This window comes from Pannus brasiliensis CCIBt3594, from assembly GCF_036688125.1.
Taxonomy (GTDB): Bacteria; Cyanobacteriota; Cyanobacteriia; order Cyanobacteriales; family Microcystaceae; genus Pannus; species Pannus brasiliensis.
On the sequence record NZ_JBAFSM010000081.1, the window covers coordinates 1 to 15,863 of the forward strand.

The 15,863-nt window shown below is 52.6% G+C and carries 16 protein-coding genes, 1 tRNA gene and 1 other RNA gene; 12 read left to right on the forward strand and 6 right to left on the reverse strand.

What is annotated here, in order from left to right; translation table 11 throughout:
* Positions 1-345: 345 nt before the first annotated feature.
* The 3 genes from V0288_RS23790 to V0288_RS23800 all read left to right on the forward strand — a co-directional run bounded on the left by V0288_RS23790 (position 346) and on the right by V0288_RS23800 (position 2,598).
* Complete coding sequence (locus tag V0288_RS23790; protein WP_332867683.1) at positions 346-1,419, forward strand: acyl-CoA dehydrogenase family protein; 1,074 nt, start codon at positions 346-348, stop codon at positions 1,417-1,419.
* A gap of 10 nt (positions 1,420-1,429) precedes the next feature.
* Positions 1,430-1,501: transfer RNA gene (locus V0288_RS23795), tRNA-Gly, on the forward strand.
* A gap of 275 nt (positions 1,502-1,776) precedes the next feature.
* A complete protein-coding gene (locus V0288_RS23800) occupies positions 1,777-2,598 on the forward strand; it encodes a mechanosensitive ion channel family protein (RefSeq protein ID WP_332867684.1) in 822 nt (273 codons plus the stop codon).
* 194 nt (positions 2,599-2,792) lie between these two features.
* Here the strand turns inward: V0288_RS23800 and V0288_RS23805 are convergent, their stop codons facing one another.
* A complete protein-coding gene (locus V0288_RS23805) occupies positions 2,793-3,371 on the reverse strand; it encodes an L-threonylcarbamoyladenylate synthase (protein WP_332867685.1) in 579 nt (192 codons plus the stop codon).
* Positions 3,372-3,899: 528 nt separating this feature from the next.
* On the opposite strand from V0288_RS23805, the gene rnpB reads away from it, so the two are divergent.
* The 3 genes from rnpB to msrB all read left to right on the forward strand — a co-directional run bounded on the left by rnpB (position 3,900) and on the right by msrB (position 6,327).
* Positions 3,900-4,295, forward strand: an RNA gene (gene rnpB / locus V0288_RS23810) — RNase P RNA component class A.
* Between the two features lie 30 nt (positions 4,296-4,325).
* Positions 4,326-5,030 (forward strand): ribonuclease III, encoded by a 705-nt coding sequence (rnc, locus tag V0288_RS23815; RefSeq protein ID WP_332867686.1) that lies wholly within the window; start codon positions 4,326-4,328, stop codon positions 5,028-5,030.
* 889 nt (positions 5,031-5,919) lie between these two features.
* Positions 5,920-6,327: a peptide-methionine (R)-S-oxide reductase MsrB gene (gene msrB / locus V0288_RS23820; protein WP_479687457.1), complete on the forward strand. Its 408-nt coding sequence runs from the start codon at positions 5,920-5,922 to the stop codon at positions 6,325-6,327.
* Positions 6,328-6,522: 195 nt separating this feature from the next.
* Here msrB and V0288_RS23825 read toward each other — a convergent pair whose 3' ends face one another.
* On the reverse strand, positions 6,523-6,825 hold the full coding sequence (locus tag V0288_RS23825) for a hypothetical protein (protein ID WP_332867688.1): 303 nt from the start codon (positions 6,823-6,825) through the stop codon (positions 6,523-6,525).
* A gap of 176 nt (positions 6,826-7,001) precedes the next feature.
* Between V0288_RS23825 and ylqF the strand changes: the two genes are divergently transcribed.
* Complete coding sequence (gene ylqF / locus V0288_RS23830; protein WP_332867698.1) at positions 7,002-7,841, forward strand: ribosome biogenesis GTPase YlqF; 840 nt, start codon at positions 7,002-7,004, stop codon at positions 7,839-7,841.
* Positions 7,842-7,877: 36 nt separating this feature from the next.
* Positions 7,878-8,270: a preQ(1) synthase gene (gene queF / locus V0288_RS23835; RefSeq protein ID WP_332867689.1), complete on the forward strand. Its 393-nt coding sequence runs from the start codon at positions 7,878-7,880 to the stop codon at positions 8,268-8,270.
* 12 nt (positions 8,271-8,282) lie between these two features.
* Here the strand turns inward: queF and V0288_RS23840 are convergent, their stop codons facing one another.
* Positions 8,283-8,639, reverse strand: coding sequence for a hypothetical protein (locus V0288_RS23840; RefSeq protein ID WP_332867690.1), 357 nt, complete (start codon positions 8,637-8,639; stop codon positions 8,283-8,285).
* A 220-nt stretch (positions 8,640-8,859) separates the two neighbouring features.
* Between V0288_RS23840 and V0288_RS23845 the strand changes: the two genes are divergently transcribed.
* Together V0288_RS23845 and V0288_RS23850 are read left to right on the forward strand one after the other, a co-directional pair.
* Entirely contained in the window at positions 8,860-9,153 is a 294-nt protein-coding gene (locus tag V0288_RS23845; protein WP_332867691.1) for a type II toxin-antitoxin system RelE/ParE family toxin, read from the forward strand.
* Between the two features lie 7 nt (positions 9,154-9,160).
* Positions 9,161-9,478: a HigA family addiction module antitoxin gene (locus tag V0288_RS23850; protein WP_332867692.1), complete on the forward strand. Its 318-nt coding sequence runs from the start codon at positions 9,161-9,163 to the stop codon at positions 9,476-9,478.
* A gap of 39 nt (positions 9,479-9,517) precedes the next feature.
* Here V0288_RS23850 and V0288_RS23855 read toward each other — a convergent pair whose 3' ends face one another.
* The 3 genes from V0288_RS23855 to V0288_RS23865 all read right to left on the reverse strand — a co-directional run bounded on the left by V0288_RS23855 (position 9,518) and on the right by V0288_RS23865 (position 12,659).
* Positions 9,518-10,330, reverse strand: a complete 813-nt coding sequence (locus V0288_RS23855) for a hypothetical protein (protein WP_332867693.1) — start codon at positions 10,328-10,330, stop codon at positions 9,518-9,520.
* Between the two features lie 80 nt (positions 10,331-10,410).
* Positions 10,411-11,205: a type 1 glutamine amidotransferase gene (locus V0288_RS23860; protein ID WP_332867694.1), complete on the reverse strand. Its 795-nt coding sequence runs from the start codon at positions 11,203-11,205 to the stop codon at positions 10,411-10,413.
* 116 nt (positions 11,206-11,321) lie between these two features.
* A complete protein-coding gene (locus tag V0288_RS23865) occupies positions 11,322-12,659 on the reverse strand; it encodes a Mur ligase family protein (protein WP_332867695.1) in 1,338 nt (445 codons plus the stop codon).
* A 175-nt stretch (positions 12,660-12,834) separates the two neighbouring features.
* On the opposite strand from V0288_RS23865, the gene V0288_RS23870 reads away from it, so the two are divergent.
* Together V0288_RS23870 and V0288_RS23875 are read left to right on the forward strand one after the other, a co-directional pair.
* Positions 12,835-14,031, forward strand: coding sequence for an HhoA/HhoB/HtrA family serine endopeptidase (locus V0288_RS23870; protein ID WP_332867696.1), 1,197 nt, complete (start codon positions 12,835-12,837; stop codon positions 14,029-14,031).
* A 624-nt stretch (positions 14,032-14,655) separates the two neighbouring features.
* Positions 14,656-15,714 (forward strand): hypothetical protein, encoded by a 1,059-nt coding sequence (locus V0288_RS23875; protein WP_332867697.1) that lies wholly within the window; start codon positions 14,656-14,658, stop codon positions 15,712-15,714.
* The last annotated feature ends 149 nt before the right edge of the window (positions 15,715-15,863 follow it).

Sequence of the window (15,863 nt, forward strand, 5' to 3'; positions counted from 1 at the left end):
TTTTTCTTAATTCTAACCTCCCCATAGTGATAAAAGAGCGTTACAGCCCTTTTCACATCCGTCCAGTACATTCTCGCTCCTAGAAACCTTGCCAAATAAGGGTTTTACCTTCAGACCCGTATTTTCATATCGCGCGAAGGGCTGTAGATTCACGGAAAGCGAAAACTTCATCTCCCCGAGCCGATCGAGAGTCTAGCCTATTTTCCCCGACCCCTTCCTATCCCGAGGAAGATCCGGTAACGATCGAGGGATCGAAAACCCCCCGCTCCAGCGTTCCGATACACCGGTAGTTCGACTCTCGAAAATCGGGTTAAGATCCGGTCAGAGGTACGAGAATCGCTGTCTATGACCGGATCATCGGCATTGTTGACCATCGCCCGGGACTATTTCGAGAATATCGTCGCGCCGGCCGCGGGGGAGATCGATCGCTCCCCGGTAGCGCTACGGGAGGCATTACGGGGCATGGGCGATCGATCGCTCCTCGCCTTGAAAGTTCCCGAAAAATGGGGCGGGAATCCTTTAGATGCCGGCGATTTCCCGGAATTTCAGATCCTCGCCGCGCGCTATTCGGGGGCTTTGGCCTTCCTACAAACGCAACACCAGAGCGCGGGGGGATTCCTCGCGGCGGGCCATAACGAAATGTTACAGCGAGCGTATTTACCGTATCTGGCGCGGGGAGAGAAATTAGTCGGGGTCGGTTTTTCCCAATTGCGGCGATCGGGAGAACCCCCGCTGAGGGCGTTTCCGGTGACGGGGGGCTATCAATTGACCGGCGAGGTTCCGTGGATCACCGGCCGGGGATTTTTCGAGGCTTTTATAATCGGGGCGACATTACCGGACGGCCGGGCGCTCTACGGTTTGGTTCCCCTAGCCGATGACGCGGGTATCCGATTCGGGGAACCGATGCAACTGATCGCGCTGGGGGTGACGAATACGGTCAAGGCCACGTTAAACCGGTATTTTCTCGCGGAGGAACGGGTGGTGAAAATCGAGAGCGCGGCGGCGATTCACGAGAACGATCGCCACAATGTCCTGCATCATGGCTTTTACTCGATCGGGTGCGCTCTCGCCGGTTTGGATGTACTGCGGGAGGTTTACCGGCAAAAACGGACCGAATCGATCGCTAACGCTCTAGAACGGCTAGAAGAGGACGTGAATCTCTGCCGTCAGAAAATGAGGGACGCGAGCGAGGCTTCGTTCGAGGAGAAATTATTCCTCCGGGGAAGGGCGATCGAACTTGCCGGACTCTGCGCGCGGGCCGCGGTGATCGCGTCCGGTGGCGCGGCGAACTCGATCGATCACCCCGCCGGACGAGTCTATCGCGAGGCGTTGATGTTTAGCGTGTCGGGGCAGACGCTCGCGGTAATGGAAGCGGGTTTAGAGCGGTTGCTCTCGCGCGACGGTCGATGCTATACTTAAAAATGCTTTCGCGGGTATAGTTCAGTGGTAGAACGTCACCTTCCCAAGGTGAATGTCGCGCGTTCGAGTCGCGTTACCCGCTTTTTTTACACTGTACACCGAGTTCGGCCCGAAACCAACCGGTTACGAGCCTCCTCTCCGCGGGGGAAAAGTGTTTGGTGGGAGTTCAAGATCCTCTGACACCTGCCGGCCGGGAGAGTTCGGGAGTCGGGAAAACGATCGACCCGATCGATCTCTTCTGTCGCTCGCCCCCGTAACCGCCATCATCTCGGGCGTTCCCGAGAAAATAGCCGAAACCCGCGAATTCTTCTATAATCCTAGTTGAATTTTTGAATCTATCTCTTTAGGATGTAGACAATGGATACTACCGCGGTTAGTAATCAAGTCAGCTTTATCAAAGATCTGGCGATCGGCTTCGGGTTCAAGCTGATCGGGGCGATCGCGCTCTGGCTGATCGGCAAATGGTTGATCGGTCTAGCGACTAACCTACTTCGATCCAGTCTCGTCAAGGGCAATATCGATCCGACGATCGTGCGCTATGTCGTTTCCTTTATCGGCATCGCCTTACAGATCGTTCTGATCGTCGCGCTTCTCGGGTTCTTCGGCGTGGAAACCACCTCTTTCGCCGCGCTTCTGGCGGCCGCGGGTGTGGCGATCGGGGCCGCCTGGGGGGGATTGTTGGCGAACTTCGCGGCCGGGGCTTTTTTGGTGATGTTGCGTCCTTTCAAAGTGGGCGACTTTGTCAGTGCCGGTGGGGTGACGGGTACGGTCGAGGAAATCGGTCTTTTCGCGACCACGATCAATACTCCCGACAATATTAAAACGACCGTCGGCAATAACAGCATTTTTTCGGGTAACATTCAGAATTTTTCCGCGAATCCCTTCCGCCGCGTCGATCTGACCGCGCAAGTCAGCTACGGGGTGAATGCCGGGGAAGCGATCGACCTGTTAAAGAAAAAACTCGGCGATATTCCCAACGTTCTCTCGAATCCCGCTCCCGACGTGGAAATCCTCGAATTTAACACCATCGGCCCCCTGTTAGCGGTACGTCCCTACTGCGATAACGCGCACTACTGGCAGGTGTATTTCGATACGAATAAACTCATCCACATGACCTTCGGGGAAGCCGGCTATCCGGCACCGGCGAATCATACCATCCTCTACAACCGCGCCGCGTGAACCGGTTCCGTCGATCGGTAACAGAATTTCGCGACACGTACCCCGCGCCCTAGAATCGGTGAGCTTGTTTTTACTAGGGGGGGTACGTGTCCTTATTTAACCCCCCGCGCGGAAGTTCGGATCTCTCGCGGAGAAAGGAGACAGGAGCCGGTATTCAGGATTCGGGAGAAGGAGACGGGCAAAAAATTATCGATTCACAAAATAATTTTTCCCTGTCGTAAAATATCCCAACCGTTCCCGTTCCAGCGCGCGACGGTCGAGGGTTGACCGCTACTGTTCGCGTTCCAATTCCCCGACTCTAAAACATACACTCCCGGAAAAGTTCGCTCGATATCCGTCGCGGTTAATAAAGGACTCTCCCCCGATCGATTGGCGCTGGTAGTGGCTAACGCGCCGGTTTCCGCTAGGATTTCTCGGGCGATCGAACTGTCGGGGATACGGACACCGATCGTCGTCGGGTCGAGCGGATTCATCGCCCGCGGTACTTTTTCCGAAGCCGGTAACACGAGGGTTAATTGCCCCGGCCAGTATTTTTCCATGATTTCCCGCCAGATCTGCCATTCTTCCCCCGTTCCCGTAACATAAGCCCGGATATCCGATTCCGAGGCCGCCATGAGAATTAACGGTTTATCGGGTTGACGTTGTTTGAGGTGGAAGATCGCGGGCGAATAAGCGGGCGAGACAGCTAACGCGGGAACGGTATCGGTGGGAAAGGAAATCACCTTACCCGACGAGGCGGCACGAACGATCTCGACACGAGAAGAGAAAGGCATGGTAGGTGGAAAGCGGAAGCGAATAGTTCTATATTAGGATTCCCGCGTCGGTGAGGGAAAGTCGCTCTCGAAATTCGGCGCGCGCCGTTTTACCGACCCGTCCCGATCGAGGGGTCGGCCGGATGGACCGATCGATCTTTTCCGTTTTAATGATGGGATTGCCTATATAGATCTCTGGTCAACGTGAGAGTTGGAAGTCAACATCAAGTCAAAACCTATATTTTGGGGAATATTTGCCAGAAAAAGCTTTTTTGTCTTTTTATGAGATTTTTAGTTCTCCTTCCTCCTCCTAGCTCCTGTAGGGGCGGGAAAAGGCGGATTTTGTTGTCCAGATAACGTTTCCTCCCGATCCGTCGGCTAAACCCGCCCCGACAGCACCCGCGACACCACGCCTCAACCACTCGACAATTCTTGAATTTCGCGAGAGGTTGGAGGTTCACCTTTTTTCTATGCCGAGCGACTTTTTCGGGAAATATCCCGATCGAAATTAGCGATCGGGGCGAGTGCGCGTAATACTAGAAAATAGGAGAGAGTTAGCGAGGGATCGCGGAGGAATCGAATCGAGGAATCCGAGGAAAGTCCGAACTCCCGAAAGACCGGACCCGCTGGGTAACGCCCAGTGCGCGCGAGCGCGAGGAAAGTGCCACAGAAAAATACCGCCCTTTTTCGCGAGAGAGAGGGTAAGGGTGCAAAGGTGTCGGTAAGAGCGCACCAGCAGTATCGAGAGGTACTGGCTCGGTAAACCCCGGTCGGGAGCAAGGTGGAGGGACAAGGGTTGGTCTTTTTCCCGTCCCGCGCTTAGGAACCGCTAGAGGCAGGGGGTAACTTCTGTCCCAGATAGATGATCCCCACGCGGGAGGGAGGGAAAGAAATTTTTCTCCCCCACCGCGAGAACAGAATTCGGCTTATGTCTAACTCTCTCCTTCCCCGTTCCTGATTAGGTTCCCATAGTGAATGTCGTTAAGCGATCCGCGTCGAGAAAAACAGCTAAAAACGTTCGTGCAAAAATTGGGATTACCGGAAACGGCTCCTGTCAATTGGTCGTTACTCGATCTCGCCCTGACCCATCCCAGTATCTCGCGCGAAAAAAATTATGAACAGTTAGAATTCGTCGGCGATTCGGTGGTGAGATTGGCCGCGGCGGAGGTTCTGCTAGAAACCTACCCGGGTGAGCCGGTGGGGGAATTCGCCGCGCTCCGATCGATGATGGTCAGCGATCGAACTCTAGCCGAGTTCGCCGAGAGTTACGGTCTGGAGCGGTATTTACTGGCCGCGAGTAGCGTGAATCTCGATCGGGCGGGCCGGATTTCCCGTCTAGCGGACGCGTTCGAGGCGGTTTTAGGGGCTTTGTATCTCAGCACCCGCACGATGGGACTGGTACGTGTCTGGCTCGACGAGGCGTTAAAAGAGAAAGCGGCGGAGATACGTCGAGATCCGGCGCGACAGAATTATAAAGATGCCCTACAGGAATGGACACAGGCGAAATTTAAACGATTACCCGAATATCGGGTCACGGAAACCGCGACCAAGGACGGGGAACGTTTTAACGCCGAGGTGTGGCTCAACGACGAGCGCTTGGGAACGGGTAGGGGTCGATCGAAAAAAGCCGCCGAACAGGCCGCCGCTAAATCCGCTTTTTTGGCGGTAGTCGCCGTGTGAGCGCTCGGCGATGGGAAAATCTCGAATTTTGACGGCTCGCCACGTTACCGATCGTTTCCGATCTCCATCGAAAAACCTTCGGGAGTCTTGCCGTGTTTCGACCCCGAAGGCTTTTCGATCGCTATAACTTTTTCTCCCCACACTATTATATTCAATAACACGTTTCGTTATTTTTTTGAACGCCCGACAGGACAGTTTCACGATTGTCACAGATATTATCGCGGGCGTTCGATCGAACGGGACTTTAGACGAAAAAAGCGGGCGCTCCTCGCCCCGTTCCGGTTCGAGGAGCATCTCGATCGAGCGAGAGCCTATCTCCACGCGGCATCGATCGAAGTGTACATCAAGGAGACAAGATATAGATATATTAGCAACCGTCAACGGCTCTCTCTTTCCGATCTTCCTGTTCCTCGGCTAGAAGTCTGGAAAAATCGAGGTCGCGCGAGGTCTGTAAAACCTTTACCCCCGGTTCAAATCTAGGTGGTGCCTTGAATTCGGCACGATAGCGAAGTATTCCTCGATCGATCACGAGGGTCAGTCGTTAACACGCGTTAACTTCTCGCCGATGTTGTTATCGCTTTTCGATCGCGATCGGGACGGAGATCGATCGGGGATTGACATCCCTCTCGCGAAGGATTTTTGTCCCGCTACCCGGAGAACAGGACCGGAGCCTGAATTTCTCAAGAGTTGTTAAGATCTCCTTCAGGAGAGATTCGGGGAATTCGTGGACGATCGAGAGATAGTACCATCGCTCCCCCGCGGGTAGATGGGTTATTTTCCCGGAATACCGAACACCGACATGAACAAACGATCTTTTTTGCGGGCGAGTGCCGCCGCGAGCGTTACGATCGGATTATCTAATTATTTTTCCCGGAGGAATACCGAAGACATGGCTACCGCGAATTCAGACTTTGAAATCACGAAAACGGATCGGGAATGGCAAACCCTTCTCACCCCGGAACAATTTCGGGTTCTACGTCAACACGGCACGGAAAGAGCGGGAACTAGCCCTCTGGATAAACAGTACGGCAAGGGAACTTACGTTTGTGCCGGGTGTGAACTCCCGCTTTTTTTCTCGGAAACCAAATACAACAGTGGAACCGGTTGGCCTAGCTTCTACGCGCCGATCGAGGGAGCGATCGGAACCTCGATCGATCGATCGCTTTTCATGACCCGCGTGGAGGTACACTGTAGCCGGTGCGGGGGGCATCTGGGTCATGTTTTCAAGGACGGCCCGAAACCGACCGGACAACGGTACTGTATGAACGGGGCCGCGTTGAAGTTTATCCCGGAGTAATTTCGATCGCTATTTTCCGCGCGTGAAGAGCGGGGATACCGGTGGGGCGAAGGGGAAGGAGAAAAGGCAAATTCCGTCCACCTTTACCCTTTCCCCGTTACCGGCAAGTCCGGGAGGTTTCGGGAGATTCGGTATTCAACCTCCTACAAAAGTGAGGCGATCGCTCGCTATATCTATCCCGACAACGTGATAAAATCAATCGACGTTTTTTTCTAGTACCTGACAGATCGACTCGCCGGTACTATCTTCGGTGAACGGGACAATCTCACCGGAGCGCGAGACGCGAATTTTCTGCCGACAATCGTAGGTTTCCAGCGATCGCTTCACTCCATCGACCTTCACCACCGCGCGATACTCGCGATAATTCTTCGCGCTCCGTTGGATGCGGAGAATACAGATCTCGCGGCCTTGATAAGCGCGACAGAAATCGGCGGAAGCGGGCGGAACCATCCAGAAATTTACCGACAAAACCAAAATAATCCCGACAAAATATTTCATCTGGCTCGCCAATCTAGAATTAACTGGAAACCGACGGGTTACAAGCTTACGGGAAAAGTTCTCGCCGGGAGTCCGGGTTTCCCTCCAAAAACCCGCCTCCCGCCCTCTCGGACACTCGATCGATCGACAGAAGTTTCCTTCCCCCTGATACAATCGAATTTTTGCCCCCCACTCCCATGTCGTTGATTCAATGGTATCCCGGCCATATCGCCAAAGCCGAGAGACAGCTAAAAGAACACCTAAAACTCGTCGATGTCGTCCTCGAAGTCCTCGACGCGAGAATTCCCCTCGCCTCCCATCACCCCCGCGTCAACGACTGGATCGGCAGTAAACCCCGTCTCCTCGTCCTCAACCGTGTCGATATGATTCCCGAATCGGCCCGTCAGGCATGGGTATCTTGGTTCAAAAGTCAAGGGGAAACGATCTATTTCACCAACGCCAAACAGGGAGAGGGAGTGAAAGCCATTCTCAAAGCGGCGCGGGAAGTGGGCGAAGAAATCAACGAAAAACGGAAAAATCGGGGTTTATTACCGCGTCCGGTGCGCGCGGTAGTCATCGGTTTACCAAACGTCGGCAAATCGGCGTTAATTAACCGTTTACTCGGTCGAAAAGTCGTCGCCAGCGCCCGACGCGCCGGGGTAACACGACAACTGCAATGGGTACGCATCTCCGACACCCTGGAACTGCTCGACGCGCCGGGGATCATTCCCTCGCGGCTAGATAAACAGGAGGACGCGGTAAAATTAGCTATCTGCGAGGATATCGGCGACGCGGGATACGATAATCAGCGCATCACCGCCGCTCTCGTCGATTTAGTGGTAGAAATGCAATACGACGAGATTTTAAAATCCCGTTACGCGTTAGATCCCCGGACGATGACGGGGGAAGAATTTATCGAGCGCTTGGCACAGACGAGATACAAGGAAGACAAAGAACGCGCCACCATGCAAATTCTCAACGATTTCCGTAAGGGCATCATGGGAGCGATTCCTTTAGAACTCCCTCCCGTCGGTTGAGTTATGATAGAAAACTGTGTTTAGTTAGGTGGCGCGATGGTTCAGTCTTCCGAGAAACCCGAAATGAAATACGGCGAGAGAGAAATTGAAGAGGGAAAATTACTCACCTTCCCCAATCCCCGCCCCGGTCGTCGTTACGATATTCATATCACCCTGCCGGAATTTACCTGTAAATGTCCTTTTTCCGGCTATCCGGATTTCGCGACGATTTATGTTTCCTACGTTCCCGATGGGAGGGTAGTGGAGTTGAAAGCGATTAAACTGTATATCAATAGTTATCGCGATCGCTATATCTCTCACGAGGAATCGATAAACCAGATCCTTGACGATTTAGTGGCCGCTTGCGATCCTTTAGAGATGAAGGTTAAAGGAGATTTTACCCCTAGGGGGAACGTGCATACGGTGATCGAGGTTTCCCACCGGAAATAGCGATCGAAAATCTTACGGGTTAAGCGGTTGAGCGGGCGAATTCGGCTCTCGTGGCCCGGACATTCGATCGAGCGCTCCCGGTTCTAATGGATGAGAGTTCGAGGATCGATCGAACACGGCCGGATCGATCTTCAGAATCTCGGAATCCCGCGCGTAAACTCCCTGTCGTAGAAGTTGAATTTCTCGTTCTAACCGTTGCCGTCCTTCCTCGAAAAAACGTTCCGAACTGTTAGGTTGAGCGAGCGCGTTAATCACCCTCGGAGGTACAAAACCTCCCGCTACGGCAGGACGGAGAAAACTATCGATCGAAGCGATACCGACCAGATTAAAACCGAAAAAGATCGCGAGCGGTAGAAGTGTCCGTTTCATACGTCCCCCTCTCGTGGAGCGAGAAGAACCGATCGACTACTGTTCTCTACCTATATTGTAAGCCGCGATGCAAAAAAATACGGGGCGATCGAAGTGAGCGTCCGTCCGCGCTCGATAATCTTTTCCGCGTTTGATTACTCTCGATCGAAAATACGGATTGACTGACAGATCTTTTCTCGCCAGAGTTACTATAACATGATAACCGTGTTACCATGTTAGTATGATTATCTCGTTTCGGGATACCGCTACTGAAGACATATTCAATGGCAGACAGACCCAAAAGGCGCGAAAGCTCTGCCCTGGTCATCTATGGGACGTGGCGAGGCGAAAACTCGATCTACTCGATTCGGCAACAACACTAGAAGATCTTCGTGTCCCCCCGAATAACCGATTAAAAGCTCTAGCGGGAGATCGGCAAGGTCAGTACAGTATCCGAATTAACGATCGGTATCGAATTTGCTTCATTTGGACGGTAGACGGTCCGGACAAAGTTGAAATTGTTGACTATCACTAAAGCGAAAATGATTCGTATTCCCACCCATAGAGAACCCACGCATCCCGGCGAGATGCTGAAAGAAGAATTTTTAGAACCGATGGGCATCACACAACGCCAGTTGGCCGACGCGATCGGGGTTCCTTACCAACGAGTCAACGAAATTATCAACGGCCGTCGGGGGATTACCGCGAGTACCGCGCTTCGATTAGCGAAATATTTTCAGGTTTCCCCGGATTTCTGGTTAAATCTGCAAATTCGTCGCGATCTGTACGAGGCGAGAAAGAAAGAGGGCGATCGAATCGAAAAAATTATCCCGAAAGTGATCCCGGAAGCGATCGACTGAAGAGCAAAAAATAAGGTGGGTACTACCCACCCTAGAAAATTATTCCTCGATCGCCGCGAACATCGTCTCTTCCGGAAGATATTGCCAGGCAACGCCATCCGGGTCTTTGCTCCGGCTCCAATCGGCGAACTCCGGGGAATTTTTGCGTTTTCCCAACGCCGCAGGGGTAACTCCTAACCGTTTCGCCAGATCCGAGAGAACCATCGGTTCGCGCGCGGGTTTACTTGCCTCGACGGGGGGACTCGCGGGAACCGGTTCGGGCGCGGTTTCCTCGACCTCATCCAACAACTTACCGAGATTGGTAACTGGTGCGGGAGGGGCGGGTTCCTCGACCTCATCCAACAGCTTGCCGAGACCGGTAGCGGGAGGGACGGGGGGAACCGTCGGTCGTGAAGTCGGGGGGATAGCGGCGACCTCGGCTTTCGGGGGTTCGATCATTTCCGTCTCTTCCGCGACCGGTTCGCTATCGTCCAAAATACTTCCCAGGGTACTCGCGGTGATGAAGTAATAGACCGTTCCTTTCTCCCCGACCGTCTTTTTCAGCGCCCCGAACTCGTCAGCTTTTCTCTCTAAAAATTGACGGGCGGTTCTCGCGGGAAGATTGGTTTTCGTGGCGAGATCGATCGGGGTTAGACAGCCCTGATATTCCTGCAACAGTTGGTTGAAATAAGGATTTACCACCGTGGATAGTTTCGACCAGCGATAGTCCTGCCATACCTTCACGGCCACGGTTAACAGCACGAAAAGCAGGATGAACGGCCAAGCGGTGAATAGAAGAACGATCCCCACCGCGAGGGGAATGATCAGGACAAGAAATCCCGCCGTTCCACGATCGATGATTTTTCCAGTCATAATTAAACGGGTTAAGAAATGAAACTCCGAATGGACGGTCTGACGGTTCCCGCCATCCGTTTATACCATCAGTTTAGGCGTTATCGGGCCGCGTCTTTCACTTCCAGGCGATCGAACATCGAAGATCGCGCCCGTTCCGCCAACGAATCATCAAGTTTTGTTAAGGAAACCGTCTCTTGATACTTCTGTTCTAGCGCTTTTTGAATCAACCAGTCGGCGAGAAAGGGATTTTTCGGTAAAAGGGGCCCGTGGGAATAGGTAGCGATCGCGTTGCGGTAAAACGCGCCCTCGTAACCGTCCTCGCCGTTATTGCCGTATCCCGCGATCACCTTCCCCAACGGCGAGACCGAGTTTAAATACGTCCGTCCCCCGTGATTTTCAAAGCCGATCACGATCGGCCGCGTCCCCGTCATCGCCCGTAATTCTTCCGCGAGGGGAGAGGCCGTGATCTCGAAAACCACGTTACCGATACAGCGTTTCGCGTCCGGGCCGGGGTGTTTACTGACCATATCCAGCAAGCCCAACCCATCGATCCGCTGTCCGAAAGCGGGTTCGTAATAATGTCCCAACAATTGCGGCGATCCGCAGGTAAAAACGCCGGGAATCCCTTTTTCTAACTGATTTCTCATCGCTTCCGCCTTGCGTCCCTGTAAATCGCGCATGACGATTTCCTGTTGTCGATCCTGCGCGCCACCGCCGACGATAATATCGACTTGATAAAAAGTCTCCGCGTCGGTAGCCGCGTCCAGGGGTATGATCGAGACGGGAATCCCGCGCCACTGACAGCGCCGTTGAATGGTGATCACGTTCCCCCGATCGCCGTAGGTACTCATCAGGGTAGGATACAGCCAGCCGATAGTTAGTTCTTGTTGCATGGGAATTTTAGGAGGCAGGAGGCAGGAGGCAGGAGGGAGAAAGTTAGATAGAAGTTTCGATCGAGAAAATTAAATCGGGGATTTAATCGGAAAGTTATCGATATTGAATGAATCCTTTACAAAATCTTTCTCCCGGTTAGAATCTCGCGGACTTCTAGCATGGCGGAATAGGTGGGAAGGATGTGTAGGGTTTCGTCCGGCGCGGTGCGATCGAGCGCGGTTTGAATCGCCGTTTTCAGATCCGGTTCGACGATCGATTTCACCGGGAAGGAGAGATCGTCGAGGCTATACTGCAAACGGAGAGCCATATCGTACACCCGATCGCCGCAAATTACCAACGTCGTCCCCAAACGGGCCAATTTCTCCGTATCCACGTCCCAGATCCACGAGACATCGGTTCCGTCGGGAATGCGATCGTTCAACACTAATAACGTGGTCGAAGACTTTTCTTTCTTCTGCATATCGGCCACCGCGCGGATCGTTTCGTTCATCCCCACCGGATTTTTAGAAAGTAGGATGCGGACTTTTTTCCCGTCGATCAATAACTCTTCCGCGCGACCGAAAGCCGCTTTAAAGTTGTGAACCGTCTCGAAGATCTCGCCATCGATAATCCCCACTTCCCGCGCCACCAATCCCGCCGCGAGAGTGTTGTACTTGTTATAAACCCCGATGAGAATCTGCGGCCAATCGTGGCTATGAAACGCGGGTTGACTCTTGCGGAAACCGCAACTCGGACAGGAAAAATCGCCGAGGTGCGACAGATACACGCCCCGATAATCCAACGACGCGCCGCATTTCGGACAGTAAATCGAATCTACCGCGTGGGGGATTTCGTCGAGATATAACTCCGGTTCACTTAAGCCGAAATAGAGAACTTTTTGCGGTAACTGTTGACCGAGATGGGAGAGGGTGGGATCGTCCGCGTTGAGGATAATCGCGGTATCGGTGGGGAGGGGAGCGATCGCCGCCTGCCAGCGACGACTGATCGTATCCACTTCCCCGTATCGATCCAATTGATCGCGGAATAAATTCAACGCGACGATCGCTCTCGGGCGACAATCTTTTAATAATAAAGGCAGAATATTCTCGTCCACTTCGAGAATGGCGTAATCCGCGTTCAACGTACCGAATAAATTCGCGTCCGCGAGTAGGGCGGTGATTAAACCGTTGATTAAATTCGCTCCCGTGGCGTTATGGGTGATTTTCGCACTCTGACGCTCTAAAATCGTCCGTAACAGCAGAGAGGTGGTCGTTTTGCCGTTCGTCCCGACGATTAAAATAACCCCGTGACGGACTTGGGAACAGAGGAGAGGTAATAGACGCGGGTGGAGACGACGGGCGATCTCTCCGGGGAGGACACTCGCCGCCCCCAGACGTAAGGCTTTTACCGTGGCGGTGACGGTTTTGGCGACCGCGACGGCGACTCCCAAACGGATTCGATCGAACAACTGCATGGATCTAAAATTCGGCTTGACGGGGAACTGTCCTGTGATTGTACCCCTAAACGATGAAAGGTTTCGGCGCGAAGTTCCGCGGAGGGCTATCTCGTCATCGGGAGGAAAGCCTATAATTAGGGATAGATTATTCCTGCCGCCCCGACCACCGCACTTCGTTTTAAGGCTAGATCGTATGAGTTTATCATTCAAACAATTGGGAATGTCCGTGACTTTACTCGTTCTCGGCGGTGCGGCGGGCGTGTTGGGCAACCAGTATTTGAACGCGAAAAATCCTCGAATAGAACGGAATACCGCCGAAACTGTCCCTACGGCGCTCAGTTTGCCCGCGATCTCCCAACCGGGGGACGAGAACGTGAATTTTATCGCCCGCGCGGTGCAGAAAGTGGGGCCGGCGGTAGTGCGACTCGACTCGTCGCGGGAAGTGGCCGAGCAAGTGCCGGACGAATTGAAAAATCCCTTTTTCCGTCGCTTTTTCGGCGGCGAGATCCCCACCCCGAAGGAACATTTAGAACGGGGGACGGGTTCGGGATTCCTGATTAGCGAGGACGGACTCCTGTTAACCAACGCTCACGTCGTGGAAGGGGCCGATCGGGTGAAAGTGACGCTGAAAAACGGTCAGACCTATCAGGGGAAAGTGTTGGGAGTCGATTCGATGACCGATGTGGCCGTGGTCAAGATCGAGGCGGAAAATTTACCGACCGTGACTTTCGGCAACGCGGAAGCGTTAATTCCGGGGGAATGGGCGATCGCTATCGGCAACCCGTTAGGCTTGGATAATACGGTCACGGTGGGTATTATCAGCGCGCTCGGCCGCACCAGTTCGGAAGTCGGGGTTCCCGAAAAACGGGTGCGTTTCATTCAAACTGACGCGGCGATCAACCCCGGCAATTCTGGCGGGCCGCTGTTAAACGCTAACGGGGAAGTGATCGGCATCAATACCGCCATTCGCGCCGACGCGCAGGGGTTAGGGTTCGCGATTCCCATCGAAACGGCGCGGAAAGTCGCGACCCAGCTATCGAGTAAGGGAAAAGCGGAACATCCCTACATCGGTATTCACATGGTCACGCTATCGCCGGAAATCCGCCAGCAGTTGAACGAAAGCCGGGAATTAAAATTTAATATCAAACGCGACGAGGGGGTGATCGTCCTGCGCGTGGTCGAGAATTCGCCCGCGTCGAGGGCGGGACTCCAACCGGGGGATATTATCCTGAAAGTCGGCGGGGAAGCGGTAAAAACGGCCTCGGACGTACAGGAAGGCGTGGAGAAAAGTTCGATCGGCGCGAAACTGGATCTCGAGGTCGATCGAGACGGCAATCCGATTCCGTTAACCGTAGAGCCGGGCGTTTTCCCGACGAAAACCGCGGAATAGTCTTATGGAAAAGTAATTGACAAAACAAATAAATGATGGTAATGGACTCGGCGATCGAACTCTCGATCGCCATTTTTTTCCCGGTCGATCCGTCGCGGAGAGGGCGCTAGAAGAGGGGTTCTCGCGTGACCGTAAACGGGAAGAAACGCGGGTTAAATGTAGATTATCTGTGACCTCTTGCAGAATTCGTTTTTGGAAGCCTACAAACTTTAAAAACAGAGATTTTGTAAGACAAAACGGTGTTTTCCGCAATTTCGATCTCTAATATTCGTTATTCTTCCTCCTGACTCCTGACTCCCTAACCACACGACAATTGTTGAATTCCGCAAGAGGTCTCTGGTATTTTTCTACCGTCAAATTTTTCCGAGAATTTTAGATTTTTTTAAAATTTAATTCAGGGATTCGCGTTTACAGATCTTCAATAAGATCTGTGAAATTTTCGAGCCTAAAAAGACGAGTTCACGTTTCAGGTCGGCCGCGCTCGGGCGCTCTATCGATCGGTATGCTATGATTACGATAGACAGGAATAAATCTACCCTCGGGAAGATGCGGCGACTAGCGAGAGAGGCTAGTTGGAAAGTTTTTTCAATAACTAAACATTTATCAATACGGAGAGTACCTAAAATGGCACCCGTGACTATTGGCAGAGTACCGATTTCCCAACCCGGCCCGCTCCGCGATCCTTACATCAGAGATGATAACGCTTTGATATCGGCGGCTGAAGATTTCACGATCTCTATTAATACCATCTCCCGGCAACTGTACACGAAATACAAAAATCATTATAAGGCGGGACAGTTCGATAACGATTATTTCGCCGTCGTGAGTCAGATGGGGTTGGGAGATATCGAAAAACCCATCCTTAAAGCCCATTATCTCGATCGTATCGATAATCTCGGAGCAGATGTTAGAGCGGGAAACGTGACCACGATCTGGGCGGAGAATGTAGCGACTATCGAAGATTTTCAGAAGGACAAAAACTCTCAAAGATTGTATCTCTCGTTTAGTAGTTTTTGTCAGGGATTAGGAAAATCAAAAATCGAAAAAGTAACTCAATCGTTACGACAAATTTCTCATGAAGTCGGTGGAGCATTTCCCGCACTCGTTCCTTATACAACGTTAGCGGAAGCCGCTTTAGAAGGAGTCAACAATATTATTAAGACGATCGTTGACGCTGACTTCAAATCTCAAATTAAAACCGCAGATTTCGCTCTCTACCCGATCGATCAAGAGCAAGAGCCGAGCATCGGAGAGGCGCCTTTACAGACGGGGGCTTACGCCTTTTTCTTTGAAGAAGTCGAGTTAGAACACCTGCGAATGCAGACAGATGGAACGATCACCTCGACCAACAATCAACCCGTCAGTCCCTATATTGTCGTCAACATCAAAAAAGGGATCACTCTAGCGCCGGGAGAGATCGAGAAGCGATTAGCCACGGAAGTCTTGGAGGCTTACAATAAAACCGCCGGTTATCCCCTGACTCCCTCGAATACCGCCGTCGCGTACTTTAGCGCGTTGGAAGAACTGGGAAAAACGATACGCTTGGCGACCTCTACTAAGCGTTATTTCGAGTTGAAACATAAGGGCGATAAACTTTCGGAAGCCGAGAAAAAGCGTCTCGAATCGATCACCAGTTACTTGAAAGAAAATTTACGGGATTTCGAGCAAATTATCGGTGAATAATCGGTTAATAACGCGATAGCTACAGGTCGGGCGAGGAGACCTCGCCCCTACGCTATCCGATCCTCCCGACTGTAGTTCCTTTTTCGAGAATCTACAATAGACCTCCTGCATGAATAGCAAGACCCCGTGCCGGTTAAGGCAAGTTCGGG